Below are 25,578 nucleotides of genomic sequence, written 5' to 3'. Positions count from 1 at the left end.
GGGGCATGGCGCGGGTTCAGGCAAGCCCGGGCAAGCCCCGCTCGCCGCGCCCGGGCGGGCCCGCTACACTGCGGGCATGAGCCCTCCCGCCCAGGCCATGTTTCGCCATCGCAATCTCCCCCACCTGCTGCTGCAAGCGCGCGAAGCGTTGCTGGCCGGCTTCCGGCCGATCCTGCGGCAGTTCGGCGTGACCGAGCAGCAATGGCGCGTGCTGCGTACGCTTAACGAGCGCGGGCCGATGGAGCCCAACCAGCTCGCCGAGGCCTGCCTGATCCTGAGCCCCAGCCTGACGCGCATGCTGGCGGGCATGGAAGACGCCGGGCTGGTGGCGCGTACGCGCTCGGCCACCGACCAGCGCCGCCAGCTGGTCAACCTGACCAGTGCCGCCCGCGACCTCATCGCGCAGATGGAGCCGCTGATCGATGCGCGCTACCAGCAACTCGCGCAGCAGCTGGGTGCCGAGCGGCTGGCCGAGGTCTATCGCGCGCTCGACGCCATGCTGGCCAGCCTGGGGCCGCAGGCCGCCCCTCAAACCACTGCGCCCGCCGCTGCCTTGCCGCCCTCCGGACGCGGCGGCGAAGCCGGCTAGCCCGCCCCGTTTCCCGCCGATGCCTTCGACCACCACCGCATCCCTGCTACCGCGCCTGTTCCCCTGGAGCCAGCGAGTCGACCCGAGCACGCTGCGCGCCGACCTGGTGGCGGGACTGCTCGGCGCCGTGCTGGTGTTGCCGCAAGGGGTCGCGTTCGCCACGCTGGCCGGCCTGCCGCCGCAATACGGCATCTACAGCGCGGTGGTGCCATGCATCGTGGCGGCGCTGTTCGGTTCGAGCTGGCACGTCATGTCGGGGCCGACCAACGCCAACTCGCTGGCATTGTTCGCGATGCTGAGCCCGCTCGCGTTCGCGGGCAGCCCGGCCTATATCGGCCTGGCGCTGGCGGTGACCATCGTGGTCGGCGTGATGCAGCTGGCGGTGGGCACGCTGCGGCTGGGCTCGCTGGCCAACTTTATTTCGCCGTCGGTGCTGCTCGGCTTTACCTGCGGCGCGGCGACGCTGATCGGGCTGTACGCACTGAAGGACCTGTTCGGGCTGTCCGTGCCGACCGGTACCAGCGCCTTCGGCGTGCTGCGCCACCTGTTCGAGCATGCCGATGCCATCAACTGGGACGCGGCCATGGTGGGCGCGGTCACCCTGGCGGTGACGCTGCTGTGCAAGCGGCTGTGGCGGCGCCTGCCGTTCATGCTGCTGGGGCTGCTGGCCGGCTATGGCGTGGCGCTGCTGCTGAACCAGGCCGGCGGCCACCACGTCGACGTGGTCGGGCCGATTCCGTCGGCGCTGCCGCACTTCCAGGTGCCGGACGTCGACTGGCGCAAGTTGCCCGACCTGCTCGGCATCGCCGCGGCGCTGACCATCGTCGCGCTGGGCCAGTCGATCTCGATCGCCAAGGCGGTGGCGTTGCGTTCCGGCCAGCATATCGATGCCAACCGCGAGTTCATCGGCCAGGGCCTGTCGAATATCGCCGGCGGCTTCTTCTCCGGCTATATCTCGTGCGGCTCGCTCAACCGCTCGATGCCTAACTTCGAGGCCGGTGCGCGCACACCGCTGGCGAGCGTGTTCTCGGCGCTGTGGCTGGTGGCGCTGGTCGCGGTCAGCGCCCCGCTGCTGGCGCAGATCCCGATGGCTGCGATCGCGGCGATGCTGCTGCTGGTGGCGTGGGGCCTGCTCGACATCGCGCGGCTGCGTCGCATCTTCACGCTCAGCCGCACCGAGTTCGCAATCGCCATCGGCACCTTTGCCGCCACGCTGGTGATCCGGCTGGAAATGGCGGTGCTGCTCGGCACCGTGCTGTCGCTGGTGGCCTACCTGTACCGCACCTCGCGGCCCGCGGTGCGCAGCCTGGTGCCGGATGCCGACGACCCCGGCCGGCGCTTCACGCCGCTGGACGAGCTGCGCCGTCCGCAACCCGAATGCCCGCAACTCAAGCTGCTGCGCATGGAGGGTGCGATCTACTTCGGCGCGGTGCAATTCGTGACCGACCGCCTGCACTGGCTGCGCACCGTCAATGCCGGCCAGACCCACCTGCTGGCGATGACCAAGAGCATGAATTTCATCGACCTCGCCGGCGCGGAAATGTGGGAGTACGAGCTGAGCGAGCGCCGCGCGCTCGGCGGCGACCTGTACTTCCACCGTCCGCGCACGCAGGTGCTGCAGACCTGGGCGCAGACCGGCTTCACCGACAAGCTCGGCGCCGACCATGTGTTCCCGACCAAGCGGCAGGCGCTGCACACCATCATCGGTCAGCTGTCGCCGGAAGTCTGCGCCCGCTGCACCGTGCGCATCTTCGAGGAATGCGCGTCGCGGCCGGGCGCCACGGCAACGCCGGCGGGTTCTGCGCAGCCATGAACGGAGCGCCCGCGCAGGCGCGCTTCGCCACGGTCACGGCGGCAAAAAAAAGGAAGAAACTGGGGATTGCCTGCGCCGGCAGCACCGGCTGGCAAGCAAGGCCGGACGGCCTATGCTCTGAAATCTGATTCCAGATGGGCGCCCGCGGCTTGCCTGGGGCGGGCCGGGGCATCCATCTGCATCAGATCGGCGCCACGTGGGCGCGCTTGACGACGATAGGCTGCGGCGCGCCCTGCTCGATCAGCACCACGGCGGCGCGTTCGATGGTTTCGCGGCCGGCGCGGAATGCTTCTTCAAGTGACAGCACCTGGTCGGCGCTGAAACCTTCCCACAGTGCTTCGCGTGTCACCACGCAAGTCACCTTCTCGCCATTGACAAGTGCCTGGAACAACAAGCCTTCGTTATTGATGTCGTAGCGCTCTTGCTCTTGGAATTTGATATCCATCGGTGCAGCCCTCCATATGCAAGTGGAGAAACATCCTAACATGGCTCCGGCAAAATCGTATGGGTAGAACCCTATGCGACAGGGTTCATTCGGAAGACCACCGCGACCGCCGTTCGGTTCCATCGGCCAACCCCTGCGTACGCGGGGCACGTTCGCGCAGCTTGCCATGGCACGCGTCAGGCAATTGACAGCGCCGGAAATCATGCTAAAATCTCGTTCTTCGTTGGGGCGTTAGCTCAGTTGGTAGAGCAGCGGACTCTTAATCCGTAGGTCGAGTGTTCGAGTCACTCACGCCCCACCAGCGAATACAAGAAAGGCCGGAAGCAGAAATGCTTCCGGCCTTTTGCTTTGGGCGGCGCGGATGCGCCGCGGCACCTCGTCACGCGCCGACGCTGGCCCGTTCGAACAGCGTGTGCGCCAGCGTGCGATGGCGCAGCAGCACGGCAGGCAGGTCGGCGGTGAGCAACTCGCCGTCGCGCACGACTTCCCTGCCATTGATCACGCTGGCCGCGACATTGGCCGGCGTGCAGAACACGAGCGCCGCCACCGGGTCATGGCCGGCGCCGGCAAAGCCGACCGACGACAGGTCGAAGGCGACGAAGTCCGCCGACATGCCCGGCGCCAGCGCGCCGATATCGTCGCGGTTGAGCACGCGCGCGCCACCCAGCGTGGCGATTTCGAGCGCCTCTCGCGCGCTCATCGCGGCCGGGCCGTAACCGACCCGCTGCAGCAGCATCGCCTGCCGCGCCTCGCCCAGCATATGCGCACCGTCGTTCGACGCGCTGCCGTCCACGCCCAGCCCCACCGGCACGCCCGCATCGCGCATCGCACGCACCGGCGCGATGCCCGATGCCAGCCGCATGTTCGAGCACGGGCAATGCGCCACCCCCGTGCCGGTCCGCGCGAACAGCGCGATGCCCTCGTCGTCCAGCTTGACGCAGTGCGCGTGCCACACATCGTGGCCGACCCAGCCGAGGTCTTCAGCATACTGCGCCGGCGTCAGGCCGAACTTCTCGCGCGAATAGGCGATGTCGTTGTCGTTCTCGGCCAGGTGCGTATGCAGCGACACGCCGTAGTGCCGCGCCATCACCGCCGATTCGCGCATCAGGTCGCGCGATACCGAGAACGGCGAGCACGGCGCCAGCACCACGCGCAGCATCGCGTGGCGCGCGCTGTCGTGGTACTGCTCCACCAGCCGCTGGCTGTCGCGCAGGATCGCAGCCTCTTCTTCGACCACCACGTCCGGCGGCAGGCCGCCCTTGCTGCGGCCCACGCTCATCGAGCCCCGCGCGGCATGGAAGCGCATGCCCATCTCCTGCGCCGCGGCGATCGAATCGTCAAGCCGCGAGCCGTTGGGAAACAGGTAGAGGTGGTCGCTGGTGGTGGTGCAGCCCGACAGCATCAGTTCGGCCATCGCGGTCTTGGTCGACACCGCGATCATTTCCGGCGTCAGGTGCGACCACAGCATGTACAGGTTGGTCAACCACGAGAACAGCTCGGCATCCTGCGCCGCCGGCACCGCGCGCGTCAGGCTCTGGTACATGTGGTGGTGCGTGTTGACCAGCCCGGGCGTGACCACGCGGCCGCGCATGTCGAGCACCTGCGCGCTGCCGTCGTCGACCATGCGCCGGTATTGCGGCGGCAGCTCGGCGGTGGGGCCGACCCATTGCACCGCGGGACCTTCGGCGACCAGCGCACCGTCGCGAATCTCGCGGCGCTGGGCGTCCATGGTCACGAGGACGTCGGCATTGAGGGCGATCAGGGTCATGGCGGAATTCCTTCTGTGAAGCGGATGGGATTGAGGACAGAGACGGTCGCCGCCAGTCTACGGCGGCGCGATGCCGCGTCCCAAGCATAGAATTCCGCGCAGTCTGTCCACAAAAAGTGGACACCCACCAGAAGTCCGCCTCAGCGGGCCTGCGCGAACAGCGTCGCCAGTGCGTCGCCGATGCGCTCGGCCATCAGCCCGGCCGCGGCGCTGAGATGGCCGCCAGCGCGCGCCACCAGCGTCAGCGTCTGGCCCTGCAGGTGGCGGTCGCGCAAGGGCACGTACACCAGCGCCTGGCGCGCGCGCTCCTCCATCACGTCCAGCGGGTTCAGCAGCGCGATGCCGGTCCCCAGCAGCACCAGTTGCCGGATCAGCACGGTGGAGGTCGACTCCGCCACCGGCGACACCTCGATCGCATTGCGCGCAAAGGCCGCATCGAGGATGGCGCGGATCGACAGCGACGGCGCCGGCAGGATCAGCGGATAGCCGACGCATTCGCTCAGCAGCACCGATGGCCGCGCCGCCAGCGCATGGTCGGGCAGCACTACGGCGCCGATCTGCCAGTCGCTGCTGGCGAGCGCGCGGAAGGCCGGCAGTTCGGGCAGGTCATAGCCCAGGCCGAGGTCGGCATCGCCCTGCTCCACCGCCGCCACGATGTCGGCCACCGGCAGGTCGTTGACGCGTACCACGATGCCCGGATAGCGCTGGCGGAAGTCATGCACCAGCGACGGCATCAGCGAGCCCGCCAGGCCCGCCGTCACCGCCACCGTGACCTCGCCCCGGCGCGCGCCCTTGAAGTCCTCGATACGCTCGCGCAATGCGTCGTGCTCGCGCAGCGTCTGGCGGACGTGGGCCAGCACCATCTCGCCGAGCGGCGTCAGCCGCAGGCGCTTGTTGATGCGCTCGAACAGCGGTGCGCCCAGTTCGGCCTCCAGGTCCAGGATCTGCCGGTTGACCGCGGTCGGCGCCACGTGCAGGTGTTCGGCCGCCTTGCGAATGGAACCGCGGCGGACGACCTCGTCGAGATAGCGTAGGACTCTGGCGTGCATGGATCTGGCAAACAGGTGGGTTCGGGTGGCGGGCCGAGGCACATGACGGCAGCCTGGCATTGTAGCGGCCAGGCATCGTAAAAAACGCCGCAAAGGCTATTGCGCCGCATCCGATACCTTGCTACAATCTTTTTCTTCGTTGGGGCGTTAGCTCAGTTGGTAGAGCAGCGGACTCTTAATCCGTAGGTCGAGTGTTCGAGTCACTCACGCCCCACCAGCGAATTCAAAAAAGCCGGAAGCCTTGCTTCCGGCTTTTTGCTTTTGCGCTTGCCCCGCCTCCCAACCCCGCGCGCGGTCGGCAGCGCAGCCCGATTCTTGATACGCGGGTTCTCACCAATTCCCCCAAAGGCGCTTTCCCGGTTGAATCGCTCCCGCGCCGTTGTGGAACACAGTTCCGTATCGCGGAACTATCGCAACGCGCCGGCCGTACCGCATCCCGGCACGGCCCGGTCATGCCAGCCAGGAAGAACCTGACAGCGCGGGCGCCGGATTCCGGAAGCCGATCCGCGGACACGCCTGCAGCCTGGCTGGCCAATCAGTGAAAGAAGAATGGAGGCCCTCCTTGAAAGCAGTCCTTAACGCCGGCGCAGCCGCATGCATCGCGGCCCTCGGCCTGGCCCACGCCGGCCTGGCGCACGCCCAGTCCTACCCTGCCAAGCCGATCCGCCTGATCGTGCCGTTCGCGGCCGGCGGCACCACCGATATCGTGGCGCGCGCGGTGTCCGACGGCCTGGGCCGTGAACTGGGCCAGCCGGTGGTGGTGGAAAACCGCGGCGGCGGCGGCGGCGCCATCGGTGCCGACGCGCTTGCCAAGTCCGCGCCGGACGGCTACACGCTGGGCATCGCCACGGTCAGCACCATGGCGACCAACCCGGCCACCAACCCCAAGAACCCGTACGATCCGCTCAAGGACTTCGCGCCGATCACCAACCTGGTCAACGTGCCCAACGTGCTGACGGTGAATCCGAAGGTTCCGGCCAAGACCCTGAAGGAATTCGTGGCGATGCTGAAGGCCAACCCGGGCAAGTACAGCTACGCCTCGGCCGGCAAGGGCAGCATCTCGCACCTGGACGGGGAATTGTTCAAGGACATCACCCAGACCGACATGGTCCATATCCCCTACCGCGGATCGGGCCCGGCGCTGAACGACACGCTGGCCGGCCAGGTCAACGCGCAGTTCGACAACCTGCCGTCGTCGATGCCGCATATCCAGGCCGGCAAGCTGCGCGCGCTGGCAGTGGCAGCGCCCAAGCGTGTCGAAGGCCTGCCCGACGTGCCGACCTTTGCCGAAGCCGGCATGAAGGACATGAACAACATGGCCTGGTACGGGCTGGTGGCTCCGGCCGGCACGCCGGCGGCAATCATCACGCGTGTGCACGACGCCGCGGTCAAGGCGCTGCAGGATCCCAACGTCAAGCGCCGCCTGGCCGACAGCGGGGCCTACACCGACGGCAACACGCCGCAGCAATACGCCGCGCAGATCAAACGCGAGCTGGACCTGCGCAAGAAGATCGCGCGCGACCAGAACATCACGCTGGAATAAGCCGGCGAGGCGGCGCGAGCCGACTCCCGACCTCGAAACCGGCTGCCACGGCAGCCGGTTTTTTTTATGCGCGGTATCGGAAAATGCCCACCGCACCACTCAGATTCTTCCTATTGCAGGCGCGTTTGATCCCGCGCAGCACGCCTGCCGTGCCGGTAACGTTCAATACGACTAGAAGAAACTTTCACTTTGCGGACATGCGCCGACTCGGTACATTTACCGGGTGCTCCGCAACACGCGCCGGCAGTCACCGGCCAACGTCCGGCCCCAAACCGGTTTCGCGCAGGCGCTGCGCGACCGTCATTCGCGAGGATAACAAGATGCTGAAGAAGTCCGTTCCGACCCTGATCGTTGCAGCACTGGCCGCTCTGGGTGCGACCCAGGTGTATGCGCAGAAGAACTACACCGACGGCGGCGATCTCTACGGCGGCAGCCACACCAAGAAAGCCGGCCCGAACCAGGGCGCGGCCAAGTCCGGCAAGTTCGACCCGTACACCGACGGCGCCAAGCAATCGACCAAGGCGGAGCTGACCAACTCGGGCAAGAAGTTCGATCCGAACACAGATGGCGCCAAGGCCGGCAAGTTCGATCCGTACACCGATGGCGCCAAGGCCGGCAAGGCCGATCCCTACACCGATGGCGCCAAGGCCCCCGCCAGCCAGGGCGCCAAGGCGCAGTAAGGCCACCTCGCCCGGTCACACAGCCCGCCTGCGCGGGCTGTTTTGTTTTCAGGATCGCCCGCGCCTCAGGCGGCCAGCGCCGGTGCCGGCCGCGCCGGCTGCATGGTGCCGCGGTCGCGGAAGGCGGCATGCCAGGACAGCGCCTCTTCCACCAGGTGCGGGGTCTGCCCGCCATGCGCGCAGGCGCGGCGGTAGTAATCGCCCAGCAGGTCGCGGTACTGCGGGTCGGCGCAGTTGGCGATGACGGTGCGCGCGCGCTCGCGCGGCGCCAGGCCGCGCAGGTCGGCCAGGCCGTGCTCGGTAACGATGATGTCGACGTCGTGCTCGGTATGGTCGACGTGCGCCACCATCGGCACGATGCTGGAGATATCGCCACCCTTGGCCACTGACTTGGTCACGAACACCGACAGGTGCGCATTGCGGGCAAAGTCACCGGAGCCGCCGATGCCGTTCATCATGTGCGTGCCGCCCACATGGGTCGAGTTGACGTTGCCGTAGATATCGCACTCCAGCGCCGTGTTGATGGTGATCAGTCCCAGCCGGCGCAGGATCTCCGGATGGTTGCTGATTTCCTGCGGCCGCAGCAGCAGGCGCGAGCGATAGCGCTCCAGGTTCGACAGGAAGCGCTGGTACACCTCGCGCGTCAGCGTCACCGAAGAGGCTGAGGCGAAGGCCAGGCGCCCCGCATCCAGCAGCTCGATGGTGCTGTCCTGCAGCACCTCGGAATACATCTGCAGGTCGCGGAACGGCGACTCGACCATCCCGTGCAGCACCGCGTTGGCGATGGTGCCGATGCCGGCCTGCAGCGGCTGCAGCGACGGCGACAGCCGCCCGGCGCGCACCTCGCGCAGCAGGAATTCATTGAGATGGCCGGCGATCTGGCTGGTGTCTGCATCCGGCGGCAGCGCATTGGAGGGGCTGTCATCCTTGGCGGTGATGACGATGGCCGCGATCTTCTCGGGATCGATCGGGATATACGGCAGGCCGATGCGCTGCGCGGGGGCGATCAGCGGGATCGGCTGGCGGTACGGACGCTGCACCGGGAAATAGATGTCGTGCAGCCCTTCCAGCTCCAGCGGCATGTTCAGGTTGATCTCGACGATCACCTTGCGCGCCAGCATGGCGAAGCTGGCCGAGTTGCCCACCGAGGTGCTGGGGATGATGCCGCCCTGCTCGGTGATCGCCACCGCTTCCACCACCGCGACATCCACCGGCGCGATCTGGCCCGAGCGGAGCTGCTCGACGGTCTCGGAGAGGTGCTGGTCGATGAACATGACTTCGCCCGCATTGATCTTCCGGCGCAGCGTGGCATCGGACTGGAACGGCAGTCGGCGCGCGATCACGTCGGCCTCCGCCAGCACCCGGTCGATGTCGTTGCCGAGCGAGGCGCCGGTCATCAGCGTGATGCGCAGCGGCTCGGTGGCGGCGCGGCGCGCCAGCGCGAACGGCACTTCCTTGCAGTCGCCCGCGCGGGTGAATCCGCTCATGCCTACCGTCATGCCGTCGCGAATCAGCGCGGCGGCTTCGTCGGCCGAGACTACCTTGTCATGCAGCCTGGGCAGGCGAATGCGTTCCTTGTACATCTTGATCTCCGGTCTGACGGCCGGCCCGTGCCTGCGCCGTTCGCCCCGTGCTGGCCTGGCGGCTGGTGGCGGGGTCTCCGGCAGCCAGTGTAGCCAGCCGCGTCTATTCCAGCGATGATTTAAAGTCATCCATCCCAGTCGCTTTTTTCATAAGCTGGCGGAAGGTGCGCGCAGCAGCCGCCACTCGCGCGCGGTACCGGCTCAGGACATTCCCGCAGTTGTCACAAATCCGGCAAAGGTTTCTGTTAGTCTCGCCGTTCGGTCGACCCAGCCCGCCCCAGAGGCTGCGGCGGCCGTGCCGCCCGGGCCGGCCATGCTCCGGCCCCATGCACCCCTTGCGGGTGCCTGTGCATTGCGGTGGCGGCAAACCACAACAGGAGACGCCATTCATGCAGCCAAGACCCCTCGAACCCAGCGAGCCGGTTGTCCTTGCCCTGATTGACGCAGTCACCGCCTGGCAAGGTGCGTTGGACCAGACCCTGCGCGCCTCGGGCCTTAACTATTCCCAGTGGCTGCTGCTGCGGGCCATCCGCCAGGGGGCCTTCAAGCGCGGCTTGCCGCTGGCTGGTCCGATGCCGCTCGACGCGGCGCAATCGGAGACCATGCTCGACGAACTGCGCCGCGACGGCTGGATCGAGTACACCGCGACGCTGGCGCCCCGCATCGCGGAACACGCCACCGCGCGGGTGCAACGTACCGCGCAGGCGCTGAGCGCGCTGCACAGCGTCTCGGTCGCTGCCTTCAATTCGCAGGAACGTGCCGCGCTGGGCAGCCTGCTGGATCGGATGAAAGCCACGCTGGACGGCCACACCTCGCGCCAGGTCAGGGCCGTCTCCGAAGCCCGCCGGCAGGAACGGCACAGCCAGCAGCATGGCCAGCCGCTGCCCTGCCCCGGCCTGCCGCCGGTCGCGCACCGTCCGTCTTCCTGCCCCAGCCTCGCCACGCGCTTCTGAGCGCTGCCCGGGTCCCGCGGCTCGCCGTCGGGACCCGTCCTTGCCCCTCCCTCGCCATCGCCGGTACCCGCCACTTTGTTGCGCCGGGCACTCGGATTTTTCCTAAAGTATGAGCATGCCCCGGCACATGCCCCGGCGGCCCATCGAACCGCGAGGAGGGGAACATGCCGCAGGAGAACGAAGACAAGGTCGCGCACCTGCTGGACGAACTGGCCAACTTCGCGCGCGGGCGGCTGCCGGCGGCGATGTTCAGCGTGGTCGAGCCCTTCCTGCTGCATTACTACGACCAGGCCGACGCCGAAGACCTGCTGCGCCGCGAAGTGGCCGACCTGTACGGCGCCGTGATGGCGCACTGGCAGACGGCGCAGAAGTTCACCCCCGGCAGCGCCCGCATCCGCGTCTACAACCCCAACCTGGAAGAGCACGGCTGGCACTCCGACCACACCGTGGTCGAGATCGTCAACGACGACATGCCGTTCCTGGTGGACTCCGTGACGATGGAGATCAATCGCCAGGGCCTGGCGCTGCATTCGGCCATCCATCCGGTGTTCCGGGTCTGGCGCGGCGGCACCGGCATCGAACGGATTGCCCCTGCCGGCGCCGGCGAGGCCGGCGACAGCTCGCGCCTGGAGTCCTTTATCCATTTCGAGATCGACCGCACCGGCGAATCGTCGCGCCTCGAGGCCCTGCGCAACGGCATCTCGCAGGTACTGGTCGATGTGCGCGCCGCGGTGGAAGACTGGCCGAAGATGTGCGACATCACGCGCGCCACCATCGGCGCGATGGCGCAGGCGCCGGAAGCGGCCTCGGCGGAAAGCGTCGAGGCGCGCGCCTTCCTGGAATGGATGATGGACGACCATTTCTCGTTCCTGGGGCAGCGCGACTACCAGCTGGTGGCGCGCGACGGGCGCTACTTCCTGCGCGGCGTGGCGGGCTCCGGCGCCGGCATCCTGCGCGAGAGCCTGCGCGAGCCCGATGCCGAAGACCTGACCCTGCTGCCGGCGGCGGCGACCGCGATCATCGAAGGCAGCTCGCCGATCTTCCTGACCAAGGCCAATTCGCGCGCCACCGTGCACCGGCCGGGCTATCTCGACTACGTCGGCGTCAAGCTGCTCGACGAGAACGGCCAGCTGTTCGGCGAGCGGCGCTTTGTCGGCCTGTACACGTCGACCGCCTACATGGCGCCGATTGCCGACATCCCGCTGGTGCGGCGCAAGTGCGCCAACATCCTGGCGCGCGCAGGGTTCCTCGCCAAGGGCCACCTGTACAAGTCGCTGGTCACGATCCTGGAGCAATATCCGCGCGACGAACTGTTCCAGGCGACCGAGGACGAGCTGTTCGACATCACCACCGGCATCCTGCGGCTGCAGGAACACCAGCGCACGCGGCTGTTCGTGCGGCGCGACCGCTTCGACCGCTTTGTCTCGTGCCTGGTGTTCGTCCCGCGCGACAAGTACAACACCGACCTGCGCCAGAAGATCCAGAAGCTTCTGACCGCGGCCTTCCACGGCACCAGCTGCGAGTTCACGCCGCTGCTGTCGGAATCGCCGCTGGCGCGCATCCAGCTGACCGTGCGCGGCGAACCCGGCACCATGCCCAAGGTCGACACGCAGGAGCTCGAAGCGCGCATCGTGCATGCCAGCCGCCGCTGGCAGGACGATCTCGCCGAGGCGCTGCACGAAAGCCACGGCGAAGAGCACGGCAACCGGCTGCTGCAGCGCTATGGCGGCTCGTTCCCCGCCGGCTATCGCGAAGACTATCCGGCGCGCACCGCGGTGCGTGATATCGAGCTGATGGAGCACGCGGTGCGCGGCAACGGCATGGCGATGAACCTGTACCGCCCGATCGAAGCCGCGCCGGGTGCGTTCCGCTTCAAGGTGTACCGCGCCGGCGAGCCGATCGCGCTGTCGCTGAGCCTGCCGATGCTGGAGCACCTGGGCGTGCGTGTCGATGAAGAGCGCCCCTACCTGATCGAGCCCGACAGCGGCGCACCGCTATGGGTGCACGACTTCGGACTCGAAATCGCCGATGGCAGCAGCGCCGCGGAGTTCGACATCGCGCGCGTCAAGGCGCTGTTCGAGGATGCCTTCGCGCGCGCATGGCACGGCGAGATCGAGAACGACGACCTCAACCGCCTGGTGCTGCGCGCCGAACTCGCCGCGCGCGACGTGACCATCCTGCGCGCCTATGCGCGCTACCTGCGGCAGGTGGGCTCGACCTTCAGCGACGCCTATATCGAACGCGCGCTGACCGGCAACGCCGGCATTGCCGCGATGCTGGTGGCGCTGTTCGTGGCGCGCTTCGACACCTTCAGCCAGGTCGCCGCCGACACCGCGCGCCAGGCGCGCTGCGACAAGCTGCTGGCCGACATCGGCACGGCGCTGGACAAGGTCCCCAACCTCGACGAAGACCGCATCCTGCGGCTCTTCCTTGGCGTGATCAACGCCACCGTGCGCACCAATTACTTCCACCGCGGCGAGGACGGCCAGCCGCGTCCGTACCTGTCGTTCAAGTTCAATCCGGCCCTGGTCCCGGGCTTGCCGGAGCCGCGCCCGATGTTCGAGATCTGGGTCTATTCGCCGCGCGTGGAGGGGGGGTGCACCTGCGCGGCGGACGCGTGGCGCGCGGCGGGCTGCGCTGGTCGGACCGGCGCGAGGACTTCCGCACCGAAGTGCTGGGCCTGATGAAGGCGCAGATGGTCAAGAACACGGTGATCGTGCCGGTCGGCTCCAAGGGTGGCTTCGTGGTCAAGCGCCCGCCGCCGCCCGGCGACCGCGACGCCTTCCTGCGCGAAGGCATCGCCTGCTACCAGACCTTCCTGCGCGGGCTGCTGGACCTGACCGACAACCTCGTCGGCGGCGAGCTGGTGCCGCCCCCCGACGTGGTGCGTCACGACGACAACGACCCCTACCTGGTGGTGCCGCGGACAAGGGCACGGCCACGTTCTCGGACTTCGCCAATGCGATCTCGGCTGAGTACGGATTCTGGCTGGACGATGCCTTCGCCTCCGGCGGCTCGGTCGGCTATGACCACAAGAAGATGGGCATCACCGCGCGCGGCGCGTGGGAATCGGTCAAGCGGCATTTCCGCGAGATGGGCGTCGACATCCAGTCCACCGACTTCACCGTGGCCGGCATCGGCGACATGTCGGGCGACGTGTTCGGCAACGGCATGCTGCTGTCGCCGCATATCCGGCTGGTGGCCGCGTTCGACCACCGGCACATCTTCCTCGACCCCGATCCGGACCCCGCACGCAGCCTGCAGGAACGCGCGCGGCTGTTCGGGCTGCCGCGCTCGAGCTGGGCCGACTACGACGCCACGCTGATTTCCGCCGGCGGCGGCATCTATCCGCGCACCGCCAAGACCATCCCGCTGTCGGCGCAGGTGCAGGCGGTGCTCGGCATCACGGCAAGCGCGCTGTCGCCGGCCGAGCTGATCCACGCCATCCTGATGGCGCCGGTGGACCTGCTCTACAACGGCGGCATCGGCACCTACGTCAAGTCCAGCCAGGAGACGCACCTGCAGGCCGGCGACCGCACCAACGACGCGGTCCGGGTCAACGGCAACGAGCTGCGCTGCAAGGTGGTCGGCGAAGGCGGCAACCTCGGCTTTACCCAGCTCGGCCGCATCGAGTTCGCGCGCAAGGGCGGCCGCATCAACACCGATGCCATCGACAACTCGGCCGGCGTCGACTGCTCTGACCACGAGGTCAATATCAAGATTCTGCTGGGACTGGTGGTCGCCGACGGCGAGATGACCGAAAAGCAGCGCAACAAGCTGCTGGCCGAGATGACCGACGAAGTCGGCCTGCTGGTGCTGCAGGACAACTACTACCAGACCCAGGCGCTGTCGGTGGCCGGCCGCAGCAGCGGCGCGCTGCTCGACGGCGAGGCGCGCCTGGTGCGCTGGCTGGAACGCGCCGGGCGGCTGAACCGCGCGCTGGAATTCCTGCCGTCGGACGAGGACATCGCCGAGCGCAAGCTGGCCGGCGAAGGCCTGACCTCGCCCGAGCGCGCGGTGCTGCTGGCCTACAGCAAGATGTGGCTGTACGACGAACTGCTCGGCTCTGACGTGCCGGAAGACGCGCTGGTGGCAGGGCTGCTTGCCGATTACTTCCCGGTGCCGCTGCGCCAGCGCTACGGCGAGGCCATGCAGCGCCATCCGCTGCGGCGCGAGATCCTGTCGACGCACCTGACCAATATGCTGGTCAACCGCATCGGCGCGACCTTCGTGCACCGGATCATGGAAGAAACCGATGCGCGTCCCGCCGATATCGTGCGCGCCTGCCTGATCGCGCGCGACGTGTTCGGGCTGACCGCGCTGTGGCAAGAGATCGACGCGCTTGACAATCGCGTCGCCGACGCCGAGCAGGCGCGCATGTTCGGCTCGGTGGCGCTGCTGCTGGAGCGCGCGTGCCTGTGGTTCATCCGCTATCTGCGCAGCGGCAGCAGCGCCACCGAAGACCTGGCGCGCTTCGCGCAGGCGGCACAGTGGCTCGGGCCCCGCTTGCCGCAACTATTGCCGCAAGCGGATGCCGCGGCGTTGAGCGAGCATACGCGTGCGCTGGTCGAGGCGGGAGTGGGCGAGACCCTGGCCGCGCGTGTGGCCGGCAGCGAGATTTCTGCCGCGGCGCTCGACATCGCCGAAGTGGCCACGGCGTGCGAGCGCAGCCTGGATCTGGTGGCCGGGGTCTACTTCGCGCTGGACAGCCACCTGAGCTTCAGCTGGCTGCGCGAACGCGCGCTGGCGCTGCCCTCGGACACCCATTGGGACCTGCTGGCGCGCACCACCACGCTGGAAGACCTGGGACGGCTCAAGCGCGCGCTGACGGTCAGCGTGCTGTCGCAGGCGGGCGACCAGGCCTCACCGGAAGCGATGATCGACGCCTGGCGCGCCAGCCGCCACGGCGCGCTCGAACGCTTCACCCGCATGCTGGCGGACCAGCGCGCGTCGGGGGCGGCGGGGCTGTCAATGCTGTCGGTCGCAGTGCGCGAGATCGGCATGCTGGAGCGGAGCTAGCCGCGCCGGCTGCCTGGCGGCTTACTCGTCGGTGTCAGTGCCCGGGTCAGCGCCGAAGTCCTCATCGGTATCGGCGCTACGCGCACGCAACTCCAGGCCGAGCAGAATCAGCAGCTCGAAGGCATCGGACAGCAGGTGCTTCTGTCTCGGCAACAGGCTGGCGTACGGCATGTCGTAGATCGACTGGTGCGCCGCGCGCTCGCCCTTCAGGCCGCGGTCGCGCGCGATGTCCGACAGCAGCGCGGCAAACCCGGAGAGGTCCTGCGCCGCCAGCGCCGAGTTCAACACCTTCGCGATAACTTCGGGCGAAGCGTTGGCCCAGCCCATGCGCTCGGCATTGGAAGCGGGGTCGTTGGGAAGGTCGGCAAAGTCCATGTTGTGTTTAACGGTCCTGCCTAAACTAGCTTAAGCCGCCAACGATGTGAATTTGACCCCACACAGGTGGGGTAACATGGCCTGCCGCCAATGCCGGTCAGCGCGATGCGGGCTTGGCGCGGCCCTGGGCCGGTGCCTTCCGCGGTACCTTCGCCGGCGCCTTTTGCGCTGCGCCGGCGGGTACCTGGCGATAGCTCGTGCTGCCGTCCTTGGCCGTGCGCGCCACGACATGGTTGCGCGCGCCACACTGCGGGCAGCGGAACACCAGCCCCTGCCCTTCATCGCGGATCTGCACCTCGTCCGGCTCCCAGCTGGCGCCGCAAGCCTGGTTCCCACAAACAAACATGAATTCTCCTGGAGGATCGTGCCGATCAACCATCGGCACGGACGCGATTATCAGGCCTGTCGCGCGCGAGCGGGTCGATTTGCCGCCGATTGTGTCGACTGCACCCATCGGCGGCATGGCGCCACGCTTCAACCATTGCGCTGCACCCATTGCTGCGCCCACGCAATCGCCGCGGCGCGCCTCGTCCGGCGTGGCATGGGTGGTCGGCGGCGCGCCACCTTCCAGCACCACGGCGCCCGATTCCCAGATATCGCACAGCGCCTTGAAGCGCCCCATGCCCAGCGCATGGCAGAACACGTGGATGACGAAGCCGCGGTACTCGAGCACGTCGGTGGCGGCATCGGTCAGCACCTGGTCCGCGGTGACGTCGGCAGGCAGCAGTGGCGCATCGGACTGACGCGGTTCGCGCTGGCCGGCGGCCGTGCGCGCCGACCGCGCCCACGCGCCACCGACCGCCGCGCCCAGCAGCACGCCCAGGCCGAACCAGCAGGCTTTGCTTCCGCTCCCAGCCATGGCATCTCCTGTAGCGACCCGGCGGTCGCGGCAAGACAGCGTCGTGAAGACTGTCACCGGTTTCAGGTTATACCAGGCAGCGACCACGTACCGGCGCGCCGCGGCCCGAAATTGAGAATCGGGAGGATGACCGAACGGCATGCCGAGGCTATACTGTACATTCATACAGTATCAGGACGCTGCCATGCCCTTGTACCAGTCCGATTCCATCCTGCTCGAAGCCCATTACTTCGGCGACGACACCGAATCCGTGCGCCTGCGCTGCGGCAGCGTTTGCGTCAACGCCGGCGCCATCCTGGTCGACGGCATCGAGCCGCGCCAGCTGCAGTCGCTGCGCTGGACCCCGGACTTCCTGTCGTTCGAGGCGCAAGGCATGCGCCACCGCTATCCGGTCAGCCGCCCGGCGCTGGTTGGCCCCGCACAGGCGCGCTTCGCGCTGCTTTAAGCTACGCCTTCCGATTCCGCCAATGCGCCGCGCGCCATGCCCCCATGCCAGACCTGAGCCCGACCGCCCGCCTGCTGATCCACGCACTCGACCTGCGGCCACATCCGGAAGGCGGCTACTACCGCGAAACCTATCGCAGCGAGGAACGCGTCGCATGCCAGGACGGACGCACGCGCGAAGCCTGCACCGCCATCCACTACATGCTTTGCGGCAACGACTATTCGGCCTGGCATCGCATCCGCTCCGACGAACTGTGGCACTACCACGCCGGCTCCCCGTTGGACGTGCACCGCATCGTCGACGGCACCATCGTCACCCAGCGCCTGGGCGACCCGCTGCGGCATCCCGGCGCGGCGTTCCAGGCGCTGGTGCCGGGTGGCCAGTGGTTTGCCGCCGAACGCGTGGACGCTGGCAGCCCCGAGGACTTTGCGCTGGTCGGCTGCACCGTCGCGCCGGCCTTCCAGTTCAGCGAGTTCGAACTGGCCAGCGCGGCGACGCTTGCCGGACTCGTGCGCGGACATGACATGCGGTGGCAGCGGCTGCTCCGATAGCGCCGCACAAAAAAACAGCCCGCCGCGGCGGGGTGCGGGCGGGCTGGTGAGTACAGCCAGCGCAGTCTACGTGCACCCGCGTTGTCGCCATGCCCGGAGCACCCCGGTATCCGGGCGCTTTTTCTGATTTCCGGCCGGAGGGGCCACATGGCCACTGCCGTTACAGGCAAGCTGCGCCGCAAAAAGCACCGGCGCTGTCAGACGGTCACCGATACCGGCCGCGGGAAGCAGCGTGGAGACTAGGGCATCTTCCACCACGGAGGTGCGCCATGCCGGCCAAGAACATCCACGTCGTACCGCTCGACAACGGCTGGGCCATTGAATCCGAAGACGGCGCGGGCGGGCGCCAACTTTACGCGACGCAAGAAGACGCGATCGCCGCGGGCACCGAGAAAGCCCGACAGCTCCAGGCAGAACTGCTCGTCCACGGCCGCGACGGCCGCATCCGGATGCGCAACAGCTTTGGCAACGATCCTCGCGATATCCAAGGCTGAACCGTCCGCAGCGCGTCAGCCGCCGCTGGCGCGCTGCCCTTCCACACGCGCGCGCGTCGCGTAATAAGCAAGCACCAGCGATGCAGTCAGTGCCAGGCCGGCTACTGCCAGGGCGATGCATGTGGTGCCAACGATCCCCTTGCCCTTGTCGCTCATGACAGCCTCCGTCGCGATGAAGTCCACTGTGCCACCACTATAGGTGCAACGGGCGGAATCGAACAACGGCCATGGCTGCGCTTACGCCGAAGCCACGCTGGTTCCAGGCGCGAATTAGCACGCGTTTGCCACCGGGACACGGAAATAAAAAAACCCGCTTGGCGATTTACCAAGCGGGTTTTTTGTCTGGTCGGGGCGAGAGGATTTGAACCTCATCAGACCCACAGTGGAATAAGGCTTTCCGGGCGATGTGTCTGTCAAAACCGCCATGCCGATTGACACAGTGCGAGCCAGTGTAGCACACGCCGGGCAAGCAAAAAAAGCTCGCCTCACGGCGAGCCCTTATGGTTCCCCGAGTCTACGGGCTTACGTCGTGTGCCACTCGACCATCGCATCGACCATAATGGATTTGAAGGTCTGTCCATGTTCCGGCGCAGGATGACGACCACCTGCTTCCACAGCCTGCAGCTTCGCAAACGCGATTCCCTCTACCCGCAGGGTCGCGCTACCAATCTGTATCCCCTCATCGTGCTTCAAGCGACGCGAGGCGATCCCTGCGGCCTGAGTGATGGCGGCGATGACGTGCTCCGGCAAGTGATTCATAGTGGCTTCTTGCATTGCCTTCATGACGATCCTCTTTGAGTTATTTATTACTTGCGTCGTTTGAATTGAGTGCGCGGGAGATCGTGGCGACCCCTACGCCAAAATGTTCAGCCAAGACTCGTACAGAGCCCCCGTGTTCAGCGTGATAGGCCCGGACCTCTGCATAATTCACGGTGGGTTTCCGCCCCCTGTACTTTCCGGCCAGCCTAGCAGCGGCGATACCCTGAGCCTGATTTTCGCGGCGATACCGGTAGTCGGCCTCACCTTGAGCCGCCATGAACGCAAGGATGGCGTCCCGGACAGCCTTGCGTGTGGGGTCGGCTTCTTGCCCGTCGAGCACCATGCCGTTAAGCGTGCATTCCACGCGCACGCCCTTCTCCATCAACCGCCGCATCGTTTCGTGGAGTTCGTCATAGCGGCGTGAGATGCGATCTAGCCAGCGGATCACTAGAACGTTCCCTTTGCGCAGGCTTCGCTCTACGTTTTGCCATTGCGGCCGCTCGGACGGCGGAACGTGATACCCACCTCCCCCCTCATCGATGAATACTTCGCTGTGTTTGATGCCTTGTTCGTCGGCGTCGGCGTATTGGCTCGCGGCGGTCTGCCTGTCAAGAGTAGATACGCGTCCGTAGTAGATGCGTCTCATTCGGTGTCACACTCCGTTCCGTTGAATTAGTGTTCCGAATTATAGATCGTTCCGAGTCTATGTCAACCCTAATGGAACACACAATCCAGGGGGCGATGCCCATCAACCCTACGGCCACACAGTAAGAGGCGATCTCCCTAGAGCAGGGGTATTGCTCGGCATGCGCGACTCCGCCCTTCAACTTCCCCCTCCACGCCCCTGCGGCACGTCACGAATAAATCAGCACAAGGTAAGAGCGCTGGGCTGCTCTAGGTCTATAAGAGAGCGGCTAAGCCCTCAACGTGTCCCACGGTGACACCCGAAGACCGTCATAGGGCCACCGTGCTTGTACGTCCTTCCCTTGATTGATTTTCTCTGTTCACCATCCCAATCCAAACCTTGAGTCCCTTCCACTGTTGCCGCACGCCCCCGGGACGCTGCATTTCGTACAGAGGCCCTTGAGGCTGGTTCAAGTCCGACGAACGCTTCATGCCTGAGACCGGCAAGACGAAGCTGGTGTTCGGGATGACCGACCCCGCGCTGGCCCTGACGAGCCAACTGGGAGCGCAGTGCGAACTGCAACGCCCCTTCATGGCCCCGATGATTTGTGAACCCCAAGAGTATGAGGATCTGGACCCTCATCCTTCTCCTGCTGCCTGAAAGTTAAGCGAATCGCTGACAAGGAACCGACTCCATCACCCACGTACAGACTTTTGAATTCACCCCGGGCCTGCGCCTTCGTGCCGTAGAGATCGACGGGATTCCATAGTTCGCCGCCAAGGACGTGGCCGACGCACTGTGTTACAGGAACCCGTCCGAGCCCGTACGTGAGAACGTTGACCTGGAAGATAAACAGAGCAATTCGCTCGGTTTGCCCGGTCGAGACCCGGTGCCGGTAAGCGAAGCAGGGCTGCATTCGCCGGTACTGATCTCGAAGAAGACCGAAGCCATGGCGTTCAAACGCTGGGTCACCTCGGAAGTCCTCTCGCCCATCCGCAAGCGAGGTGCCCACTTCACCGACGCCAAGACCCAGGAGGTCCTCGCGGGCCCCGGAGCCGACGCAGCGCAACTCTTGACCAACGCACGCGCACAATTGGCTGAGAAGGACGCAAAGATCGCCCGCCTCCCCGAGGACTTCCAATAGGCGGCGTGGATCGTCGCTTTGACGTTCCGCATACCGCGTACGCCCGTCTGAATAAATCAACACAGGGTGACCGCCCTACAGTACCGACAGGTCCAACGCGACACCATCGAATAAATCAGCACAAGGTAGTTCTCTGGGTCCCTATATACCTCTAAGAGGTAGATGGCCCCTTCCTCTACGAACCACGGTGGCGATCACAGCGTTTAAGGGAGTCCCTTTGGTTCCGTGCTGCCGAGAGCCGTCGCTATGCAGGTAGCGAAAAGGCGTCACTCTCATTTCCCTTCCAACCCACTTCGACAGGACGGCAAGGTCCACACCTACACAATGTCAGGACAACAAGAACGGTCCTTTCGGACCACCCCCGGCTGGGAGTCGCCCCAAGCGTCCCCCGCAGCCTCTGAGCGCACCGGGGGCTACACGCCGACCGCTGCGACAGTGCGGGGAGAAGGCAGCGCCATCGCCGCGCTCGGCAACGTGTTCGGCAACTTCTTCGGGACCGCCGCTCAAGCGGTCGAGCAGGTCGGGGACGTGCTCCACAAGGAGCAGATGGTCCAAATCGACCGGGAGAACAAGGCGCTCACCGAGCAGGCCGCCGTTGACCAGAAGATCGGCAAGGCGATGAACCCGGCCTTCCAAGACCGGCAAGCCTACTACGGCGCCTACCAGGCATCCGCCGCCGACGCCCATGCGTTCGAGATGGGGCAGAAGCTGGAAGCACACTTCCGCGAGATGCCACTGGACGGCTCCGTGGACCCCAAGGAATACGCCGAACGCTTCTTCAAGGAAGAGATCGGCAGCGGCTCCGGCGACCGCGACTTCGACAGCCGGATGCTGTACAGCTACGCCCGCATCGCTGACGCCCATGTGGCGCAGATGAACGAGCGCGTGGCGCAGACTGTCGAGCAGAACACCACACAGCAGATTCTCGACAACGCCTCGACCATCATGAACTCCAAGGAGGGCATGACCGCTGGCGCCTTCGCGGACCTCATGACCCGCGTGAACCTCGTGACCCGAGGGGATCAGGTCAAGACCGACAAGATCATCGAGACGATGCTGTCGAACCCGCGCAACGACACGCAGGCGCTGGCGACCCTCAACGCCCTCGAAGAGACCGGGTGGGCCGAGCGAAACCCGACGGCCTACGCACGCATCTCGCAGCAGGCGCTGGTGAACACCAACCGCGTCAAGTCGTGGCAGGCGGGCAAGGAGGTCGAGGACTGGCGCCTGAAGGCGATGGGACTCCACGCGAACCCCAACGCCACCGCTGACGACTGGGCCGCCCTCGCAGTGGAGGCCGAGCGTATCGATTCGCGCCACGGCACCGGCATGGAGCCCTTCGGCGTCCTGTTCTCCGGCATGGAGAAGGCGGCGAAGCAGCAGGCCAACACCAACCTGTTCCTATCCGCCGTGCGCGGGGAGATCGGCGGCTCCGGTGACCTGGCGATCTACGCGAACCGCGTGGGCCGCTCGGTTCCCGACGTCATCGACAAGGATATGGACGTGGCGCTGTCCGCCCTCGTGCAGCAGCCCGGGACTCCCTATGAGGCCCTGCGGGAATCGTCCGCCTCCACCGGCTACGTGAATCCGCTGGCGTCCGATCAGGCGGCCTCGGAACTCGCCAAGATGCTGGCGTCGCCCCGTATCCGCGACGTGTCCCATGCGCAGATGCCCGAGCGGCTGAAGCAGAACATGGGCGCCGCCCTGACCGGAACGGACCCCGCGTCCGGCTCCCGGGCCTACCGGTTCTACAACGAACTGCGTGGCCTGGTGGGCGATCAGGACTTCGGGCGCTACTTCCCCAACCAAGAGGCCCAAGCGGTCTACTGGGGCATGAAGGCTGTGGCGCCTGCCAACGGCGACATGACGCAGGTGTTTGCGTTCATCCGGGACAACCGGCTGGACGCGAAGACCCTGGCGCAGGCCAGCGAGAACGGTGAGGTCAACCTAGGCCGCATCTTCGGCAAGGAGATGAAGCCCGACGAACTCAACGCCAAGGTGAACAAGGCGCTGACCAAGGGCCTCCTGAAGGATGTCAACCGCACGGGCTGGTTCTCCAATCCGAATGTCGGCCTGTCGTCCGAGGACCGCGCGACGCTGTACTCCATGGTCGCCTATCAGGGTCTCCTGCTCCGCAAGGCCGGGAACCTCGACCTCGACACGGCGCTGGACAACGCGGTGAAGACCTTCGCCAACACGAAGCTGGCCCTGCCGGGGCAGCACGGCGGCATCAAGATCATTGACGATCCATGGGCCGGTCGTGGCCGCTCGGCGGACGCTCCGCTGAACGGTGACCCCGACAGCCCGATCTCGACGCTCAAGGGGTTCGCCCCGGTCTACTCGGGCTTCCGCATGACCAACAAGCTCGGGGAGGTCGAGGACCCGCTGGAGACGTTCGCCAACGACGCCAAGACCCTGAGCAAGCAGATGCCTAGGATCGTGCCCGACGTCGGCGCCCTGTCTCTCGGTGCGCCCCGCAGGGACGGTCTCATGCCGCTGCTGGATGGCACGAGTCAGCCCATCCAACTCCGGCCCGGTCAGACCGTCGCCATCCGTGGTCGCGGCGCTGTCCCGCTGTGGAAGTTCTGGACGCCCGACATCACGACGAACGATGCGCTGGTCACCGGCAAGGTCCCCGAGGACCCCAAGGAGGCCACCGAGTTCTTCAAGTCCCGGATGCCTCCCGGTGTCTTCCCCGTCTACAACCCGAGCACCAACGCCTACACCTTGCACTACGGTTTCCGTATGCGCGGCACCGCCGAAGCACGCGACGCCAAGATCAAGGAGCGGGCCGAAGCCTACGTGAGTCCCTCCGCGCAGCGGGAGGATGAACTGCGCCTCGCTCGGGAACGCCAGTCCGGCATCAACCTTCAACCCTTCGGAGCACAGTGATTGCTACCTGACAATGTGTACCCGGAGAACGTCATGAGCACCGCGCTGCAAACGCAGGCTGTCCGTCCCGGTTTCTCATCTACTGTTGAAAGTGGTAATGCCGTATGTGTGACAACTTGCCAATTTCGTTGACACGCCGGGCCAACGTCGAGAGATCACAAAATAAATCAGCACAAGGTAGAGGACCCAATGTACTACCACGGTCCCTTTAGACCGCTGAAGTTAATGCATAAGGTTTGCCCCTCGCATGATGCGGGGGGAATAACGCCTGTCCAATCCTTCGCCTTTGCGTGGGCATCGAAGAATGGACAGTCAATGCACTACGGACATGGTGCATATCCGGGGCCGCCGTCGGGAGACGTCGCCCGTTCATCTTTCCGCTGATTCGCGCTTGCGTGCGCGTCAGCCGCCCTACCCGGTCGGGACACCGGGTGTTTCGGTTGTTGTTCCGCTGCCCTGTCAGCTTGGCCCCCGGCATTCGCTGGGGGCTCTTTCCAACCGAGACCCGTCCGTCCCTATACCTACAAGACACCGCGCGTCTCAGCGCGGCAACCGCGACCACGGGCGCCTTCCCGTGGAACTCCGAAACCCCCATTGATCCCATGTACCAACTGAAAATTCCCGGTCGGCATCACTTCAATCCCGGCCTGGCGCTAGTCGCCGCGACCAATAGTCCTCAGGGCATCCGGGCCGCGCTTGAGATGCACAGCCAAGACGGCGGAAGCCTCGCCCACCTGAACCTGGCAGGCTTGGACCTGAGTGGCGCCAACTTTGCCGACAACACTAACTTCGAGGGCTCATCGTTCCACTCTTCCCGCTTGGAAGGTGTGCAGGCCCGGGGCGGCTACTTCGCGCACTGCGATCTCTCTTATGCCTGCATGAGCGCATCGGACCTCCGAGGCGCTTGCTTCGTTTCGGCCCAGGCCGATGGTCTCGTGGCTGACAGCATTCTCGCAAAGAAAGCCAGCTTCAGCGGCGCCAAGATTCGCCGGGCGGTCTTTAATGGCGCTGATCTGCGATCCGCCGATTTCAGCCACGCGGACGCCCAGCAGGCATCCTTTAAGGGTGCTGACTTGTTGCTGGCAAGCTGCGGTCGAATGGCCTTTGACTCTGACTGCATGGCAGGCTGCAAGACGCCGCTTGATGTCATTCAGCGATACGCCAATATGCGCACCATCACATCGGACCTGCTGGAGAAGTACCCACATCTCCGCGATGAACTGGAGGATGCCAAGTGAGCACGAAGAACAACAATGCCGTAAGCGCCCCCAATTCTCTCCGGGACAAGGAGAGTTATAAACGCATCCAGGCGTTCCTAATTCCGTTTAAGGCCGTACTCAATGACTCATCGAGAAACCCTAACGAGCGGGTCGAGAAGCTGATAGCTCTGGCAGAGGCGTTTTGGCCGGGTGACCGGACCTTGGGTACACAGGGTGGCTCAGTCCATTGGGCTGCCAATACCATCCGTGATCCGGCTTCGCCTCATTTCGGAAGGGCGTGGGATACGCTACGCCGCGTGTATCAGGACGTAGAAGCAAGCCTCCCGTCAGCGCATGAAAACCTGCCGGGCGATCCAAACACCGTGATGCCGAAGCTTTCCCCTGTGGATCGCAGCTTTTGGGTCAACTACGAGGGATGAACATGGATACGCTGCTAGTCCGCGACGCGGCAACAGGCTTCTACCGTGAAGTCTACGCGCACAACGGTCATCCCGTACCGGGCTCCCGTAGCTACAAGTTCGTGGGCGCACCTCCTGATCGGGACGCGCTCGGTGACGTCCACGTGAGCACTGGCGGTAGTGCCTCCATTCAGTTCGACCTATCCAAGAAGGACGAACGGGACGGCACCTACACGACTGCCTACGCCGACCTGGTTGCGAGCAATATGGAGCAAGTGTCCGTGCTGGATAACGGTCGCTTCACGGACGCCGGCAAGGACTTCGAGTTCCGTGACTAGGCGCTATGGCAACCTACACGCTACTGACTGACTCCT

The 25,578-nt window shown here is 65.9% G+C and carries 22 protein-coding genes, 2 tRNA genes and 2 pseudogenes; 17 read left to right on the top strand and 9 right to left on the bottom strand.

Features of this window, described 5'->3' with window-relative positions:
- Positions 1-76 precede the first annotated feature (76 nt).
- Both hpaR and ACEI37_RS17510 read left to right on the top strand, forming a co-directional pair.
- Complete coding sequence (gene hpaR / locus ACEI37_RS17515; RefSeq protein WP_373379949.1) at positions 77-589, top strand: homoprotocatechuate degradation operon regulator HpaR; 513 nt, start codon at positions 77-79, stop codon at positions 587-589.
- A 19-nt stretch (positions 590-608) separates the two neighbouring features.
- A complete protein-coding gene (locus ACEI37_RS17510; protein WP_373379948.1) occupies positions 609-2,402 on the top strand; it encodes a SulP family inorganic anion transporter in 1,794 nt (597 codons plus the stop codon).
- A 181-nt stretch (positions 2,403-2,583) separates the two neighbouring features.
- Here ACEI37_RS17510 and ACEI37_RS17505 read toward each other — a convergent pair whose 3' ends face one another.
- Positions 2,584-2,847 (bottom strand): DUF1488 domain-containing protein, encoded by a 264-nt coding sequence (locus ACEI37_RS17505; protein ID WP_018006788.1) that lies wholly within the window; start codon positions 2,845-2,847, stop codon positions 2,584-2,586.
- Between the two features lie 225 nt (positions 2,848-3,072).
- Here ACEI37_RS17505 and ACEI37_RS17500 point away from each other — a divergent pair.
- Positions 3,073-3,148 (top strand) — tRNA-Lys (locus ACEI37_RS17500).
- A gap of 78 nt (positions 3,149-3,226) precedes the next feature.
- Here the strand turns inward: ACEI37_RS17500 and ACEI37_RS17495 are convergent.
- The gene (locus tag ACEI37_RS17495; protein ID WP_373379947.1) at positions 3,227-4,615 is read right to left on the bottom strand and encodes an 8-oxoguanine deaminase; all 1,389 of its coding nucleotides are present in this window, start codon (positions 4,613-4,615) and stop codon (positions 3,227-3,229) included.
- A 140-nt stretch (positions 4,616-4,755) separates the two neighbouring features.
- Positions 4,756-5,664 carry a LysR substrate-binding domain-containing protein gene (locus ACEI37_RS17490; RefSeq protein WP_373379946.1) on the bottom strand — a complete coding sequence of 303 codons (909 nt, stop codon included), beginning with the start codon at positions 5,662-5,664 and terminating at the stop codon, positions 4,756-4,758.
- A gap of 141 nt (positions 5,665-5,805) precedes the next feature.
- Here ACEI37_RS17490 and ACEI37_RS17485 point away from each other — a divergent pair.
- The 3 genes from ACEI37_RS17485 (at position 5,806) to ACEI37_RS17475 (ending at position 7,887) form a co-directional block, all read left to right on the top strand.
- Positions 5,806-5,881, top strand: a tRNA-Lys gene (locus tag ACEI37_RS17485).
- A gap of 345 nt (positions 5,882-6,226) precedes the next feature.
- Complete coding sequence (locus tag ACEI37_RS17480) at positions 6,227-7,207, top strand: tripartite tricarboxylate transporter substrate binding protein BugE (RefSeq protein ID WP_111519754.1); 981 nt, start codon at positions 6,227-6,229, stop codon at positions 7,205-7,207.
- 320 nt (positions 7,208-7,527) lie between these two features.
- Positions 7,528-7,887, top strand: coding sequence for a hypothetical protein (locus ACEI37_RS17475; protein WP_373379945.1), 360 nt, complete (start codon positions 7,528-7,530; stop codon positions 7,885-7,887).
- 65 nt (positions 7,888-7,952) lie between these two features.
- Here the strand turns inward: ACEI37_RS17475 and ACEI37_RS17470 are convergent, their stop codons facing one another.
- Positions 7,953-9,470: an acetyl-CoA hydrolase/transferase family protein gene (locus tag ACEI37_RS17470; RefSeq protein WP_373379944.1), complete on the bottom strand. Its 1,518-nt coding sequence runs from the start codon at positions 9,468-9,470 to the stop codon at positions 7,953-7,955.
- A gap of 389 nt (positions 9,471-9,859) precedes the next feature.
- Between ACEI37_RS17470 and ACEI37_RS17465 the strand changes: the two genes are divergently transcribed.
- Positions 9,860-10,423, top strand: a complete 564-nt coding sequence (locus ACEI37_RS17465; protein ID WP_373379943.1) for a MarR family transcriptional regulator — start codon at positions 9,860-9,862, stop codon at positions 10,421-10,423.
- A gap of 164 nt (positions 10,424-10,587) precedes the next feature.
- Positions 10,588-15,442: pseudogene (locus ACEI37_RS17460) on the top strand (NAD-glutamate dehydrogenase).
- Between the two features lie 21 nt (positions 15,443-15,463).
- On the opposite strand, the gene ACEI37_RS17455 reads toward ACEI37_RS17460, so the two are convergent.
- Together ACEI37_RS17455 and ACEI37_RS17450 are read right to left on the bottom strand one after the other, a co-directional pair.
- Positions 15,464-15,817, bottom strand: a complete 354-nt coding sequence (locus ACEI37_RS17455) for a hypothetical protein (protein WP_373379942.1) — start codon at positions 15,815-15,817, stop codon at positions 15,464-15,466.
- 97 nt (positions 15,818-15,914) lie between these two features.
- Positions 15,915-16,817 carry a hypothetical protein gene (locus ACEI37_RS17450; RefSeq protein WP_373379941.1) on the bottom strand — a complete coding sequence of 301 codons (903 nt, stop codon included), beginning with the start codon at positions 16,815-16,817 and terminating at the stop codon, positions 15,915-15,917.
- 43 nt (positions 16,818-16,860) lie between these two features.
- Here ACEI37_RS17450 and ACEI37_RS17445 point away from each other — a divergent pair, with 43 nt between their 5' ends.
- From ACEI37_RS17445 to ACEI37_RS17435, 3 genes are all read left to right on the top strand, one after another.
- Positions 16,861-17,121, top strand: coding sequence for a hypothetical protein (locus ACEI37_RS17445; RefSeq protein WP_112775428.1), 261 nt, complete (start codon positions 16,861-16,863; stop codon positions 17,119-17,121).
- Positions 17,122-17,165: 44 nt separating this feature from the next.
- Complete coding sequence (locus ACEI37_RS17440; protein ID WP_373379940.1) at positions 17,166-17,672, top strand: cupin domain-containing protein; 507 nt, start codon at positions 17,166-17,168, stop codon at positions 17,670-17,672.
- Between the two features lie 269 nt (positions 17,673-17,941).
- The gene (locus ACEI37_RS17435) at positions 17,942-18,166 is read left to right on the top strand and encodes a DUF2188 domain-containing protein (RefSeq protein ID WP_062798162.1); all 225 of its coding nucleotides are present in this window, start codon (positions 17,942-17,944) and stop codon (positions 18,164-18,166) included.
- A 15-nt stretch (positions 18,167-18,181) separates the two neighbouring features.
- Here the strand turns inward: ACEI37_RS17435 and ACEI37_RS17430 are convergent, their stop codons facing one another.
- The 3 genes from ACEI37_RS17430 to ACEI37_RS17420 all read right to left on the bottom strand — a co-directional run bounded on the left by ACEI37_RS17430 (position 18,182) and on the right by ACEI37_RS17420 (position 19,571).
- Complete coding sequence (locus ACEI37_RS17430; RefSeq protein ID WP_373379939.1) at positions 18,182-18,322, bottom strand: hypothetical protein; 141 nt, start codon at positions 18,320-18,322, stop codon at positions 18,182-18,184.
- A gap of 366 nt (positions 18,323-18,688) precedes the next feature.
- Positions 18,689-18,949 (bottom strand): hypothetical protein, encoded by a 261-nt coding sequence (locus tag ACEI37_RS17425; protein ID WP_373379938.1) that lies wholly within the window; start codon positions 18,947-18,949, stop codon positions 18,689-18,691.
- Between the two features lie 16 nt (positions 18,950-18,965).
- The gene (locus tag ACEI37_RS17420; protein WP_373379937.1) at positions 18,966-19,571 is read right to left on the bottom strand and encodes a recombinase family protein; all 606 of its coding nucleotides are present in this window, start codon (positions 19,569-19,571) and stop codon (positions 18,966-18,968) included.
- A 468-nt stretch (positions 19,572-20,039) separates the two neighbouring features.
- Between ACEI37_RS17420 and ACEI37_RS17415 the strand changes: the two genes are divergently transcribed.
- The 6 genes and pseudogenes from ACEI37_RS17415 to ACEI37_RS17390 all read left to right on the top strand — a co-directional run bounded on the left by ACEI37_RS17415 (position 20,040) and on the right by ACEI37_RS17390 (position 25,542).
- Positions 20,040-20,210 (top strand): hypothetical protein, encoded by a 171-nt coding sequence (locus ACEI37_RS17415; RefSeq protein WP_373379936.1) that lies wholly within the window; start codon positions 20,040-20,042, stop codon positions 20,208-20,210.
- A gap of 121 nt (positions 20,211-20,331) precedes the next feature.
- A pseudogene (locus ACEI37_RS17410) lies at positions 20,332-20,694 on the top strand (Bro-N domain-containing protein); the annotation flags it as partial.
- 474 nt (positions 20,695-21,168) lie between these two features.
- Positions 21,169-23,586 carry a hypothetical protein gene (locus ACEI37_RS17405; RefSeq protein WP_373379935.1) on the top strand — a complete coding sequence of 806 codons (2,418 nt, stop codon included), beginning with the start codon at positions 21,169-21,171 and terminating at the stop codon, positions 23,584-23,586.
- Positions 23,587-24,188: 602 nt separating this feature from the next.
- On the top strand, positions 24,189-24,824 hold the full coding sequence (locus ACEI37_RS17400; protein ID WP_373379934.1) for a pentapeptide repeat-containing protein: 636 nt from the start codon (positions 24,189-24,191) through the stop codon (positions 24,822-24,824).
- The gene (locus ACEI37_RS17395) at positions 24,821-25,225 is read left to right on the top strand and encodes a hypothetical protein (RefSeq protein WP_373379933.1); all 405 of its coding nucleotides are present in this window, start codon (positions 24,821-24,823) and stop codon (positions 25,223-25,225) included. Before ACEI37_RS17400 ends, ACEI37_RS17395 begins: the two co-directional genes overlap by 4 nt.
- Before the next feature lie 2 nt (positions 25,226-25,227).
- Positions 25,228-25,542 carry a hypothetical protein gene (locus ACEI37_RS17390; protein ID WP_373379932.1) on the top strand — a complete coding sequence of 105 codons (315 nt, stop codon included), beginning with the start codon at positions 25,228-25,230 and terminating at the stop codon, positions 25,540-25,542.
- Positions 25,543-25,578 lie beyond the last annotated feature (36 nt).

The sequence above is a fragment of the Cupriavidus nantongensis genome, assembly GCF_041726985.1.
Lineage (GTDB): Bacteria > Pseudomonadota > Gammaproteobacteria > Burkholderiales > Burkholderiaceae > Cupriavidus > Cupriavidus nantongensis_A.
Note: the sequence above shows the minus strand (reverse complement) of the source record. Positions and strands in the feature narration are given on the sequence as shown.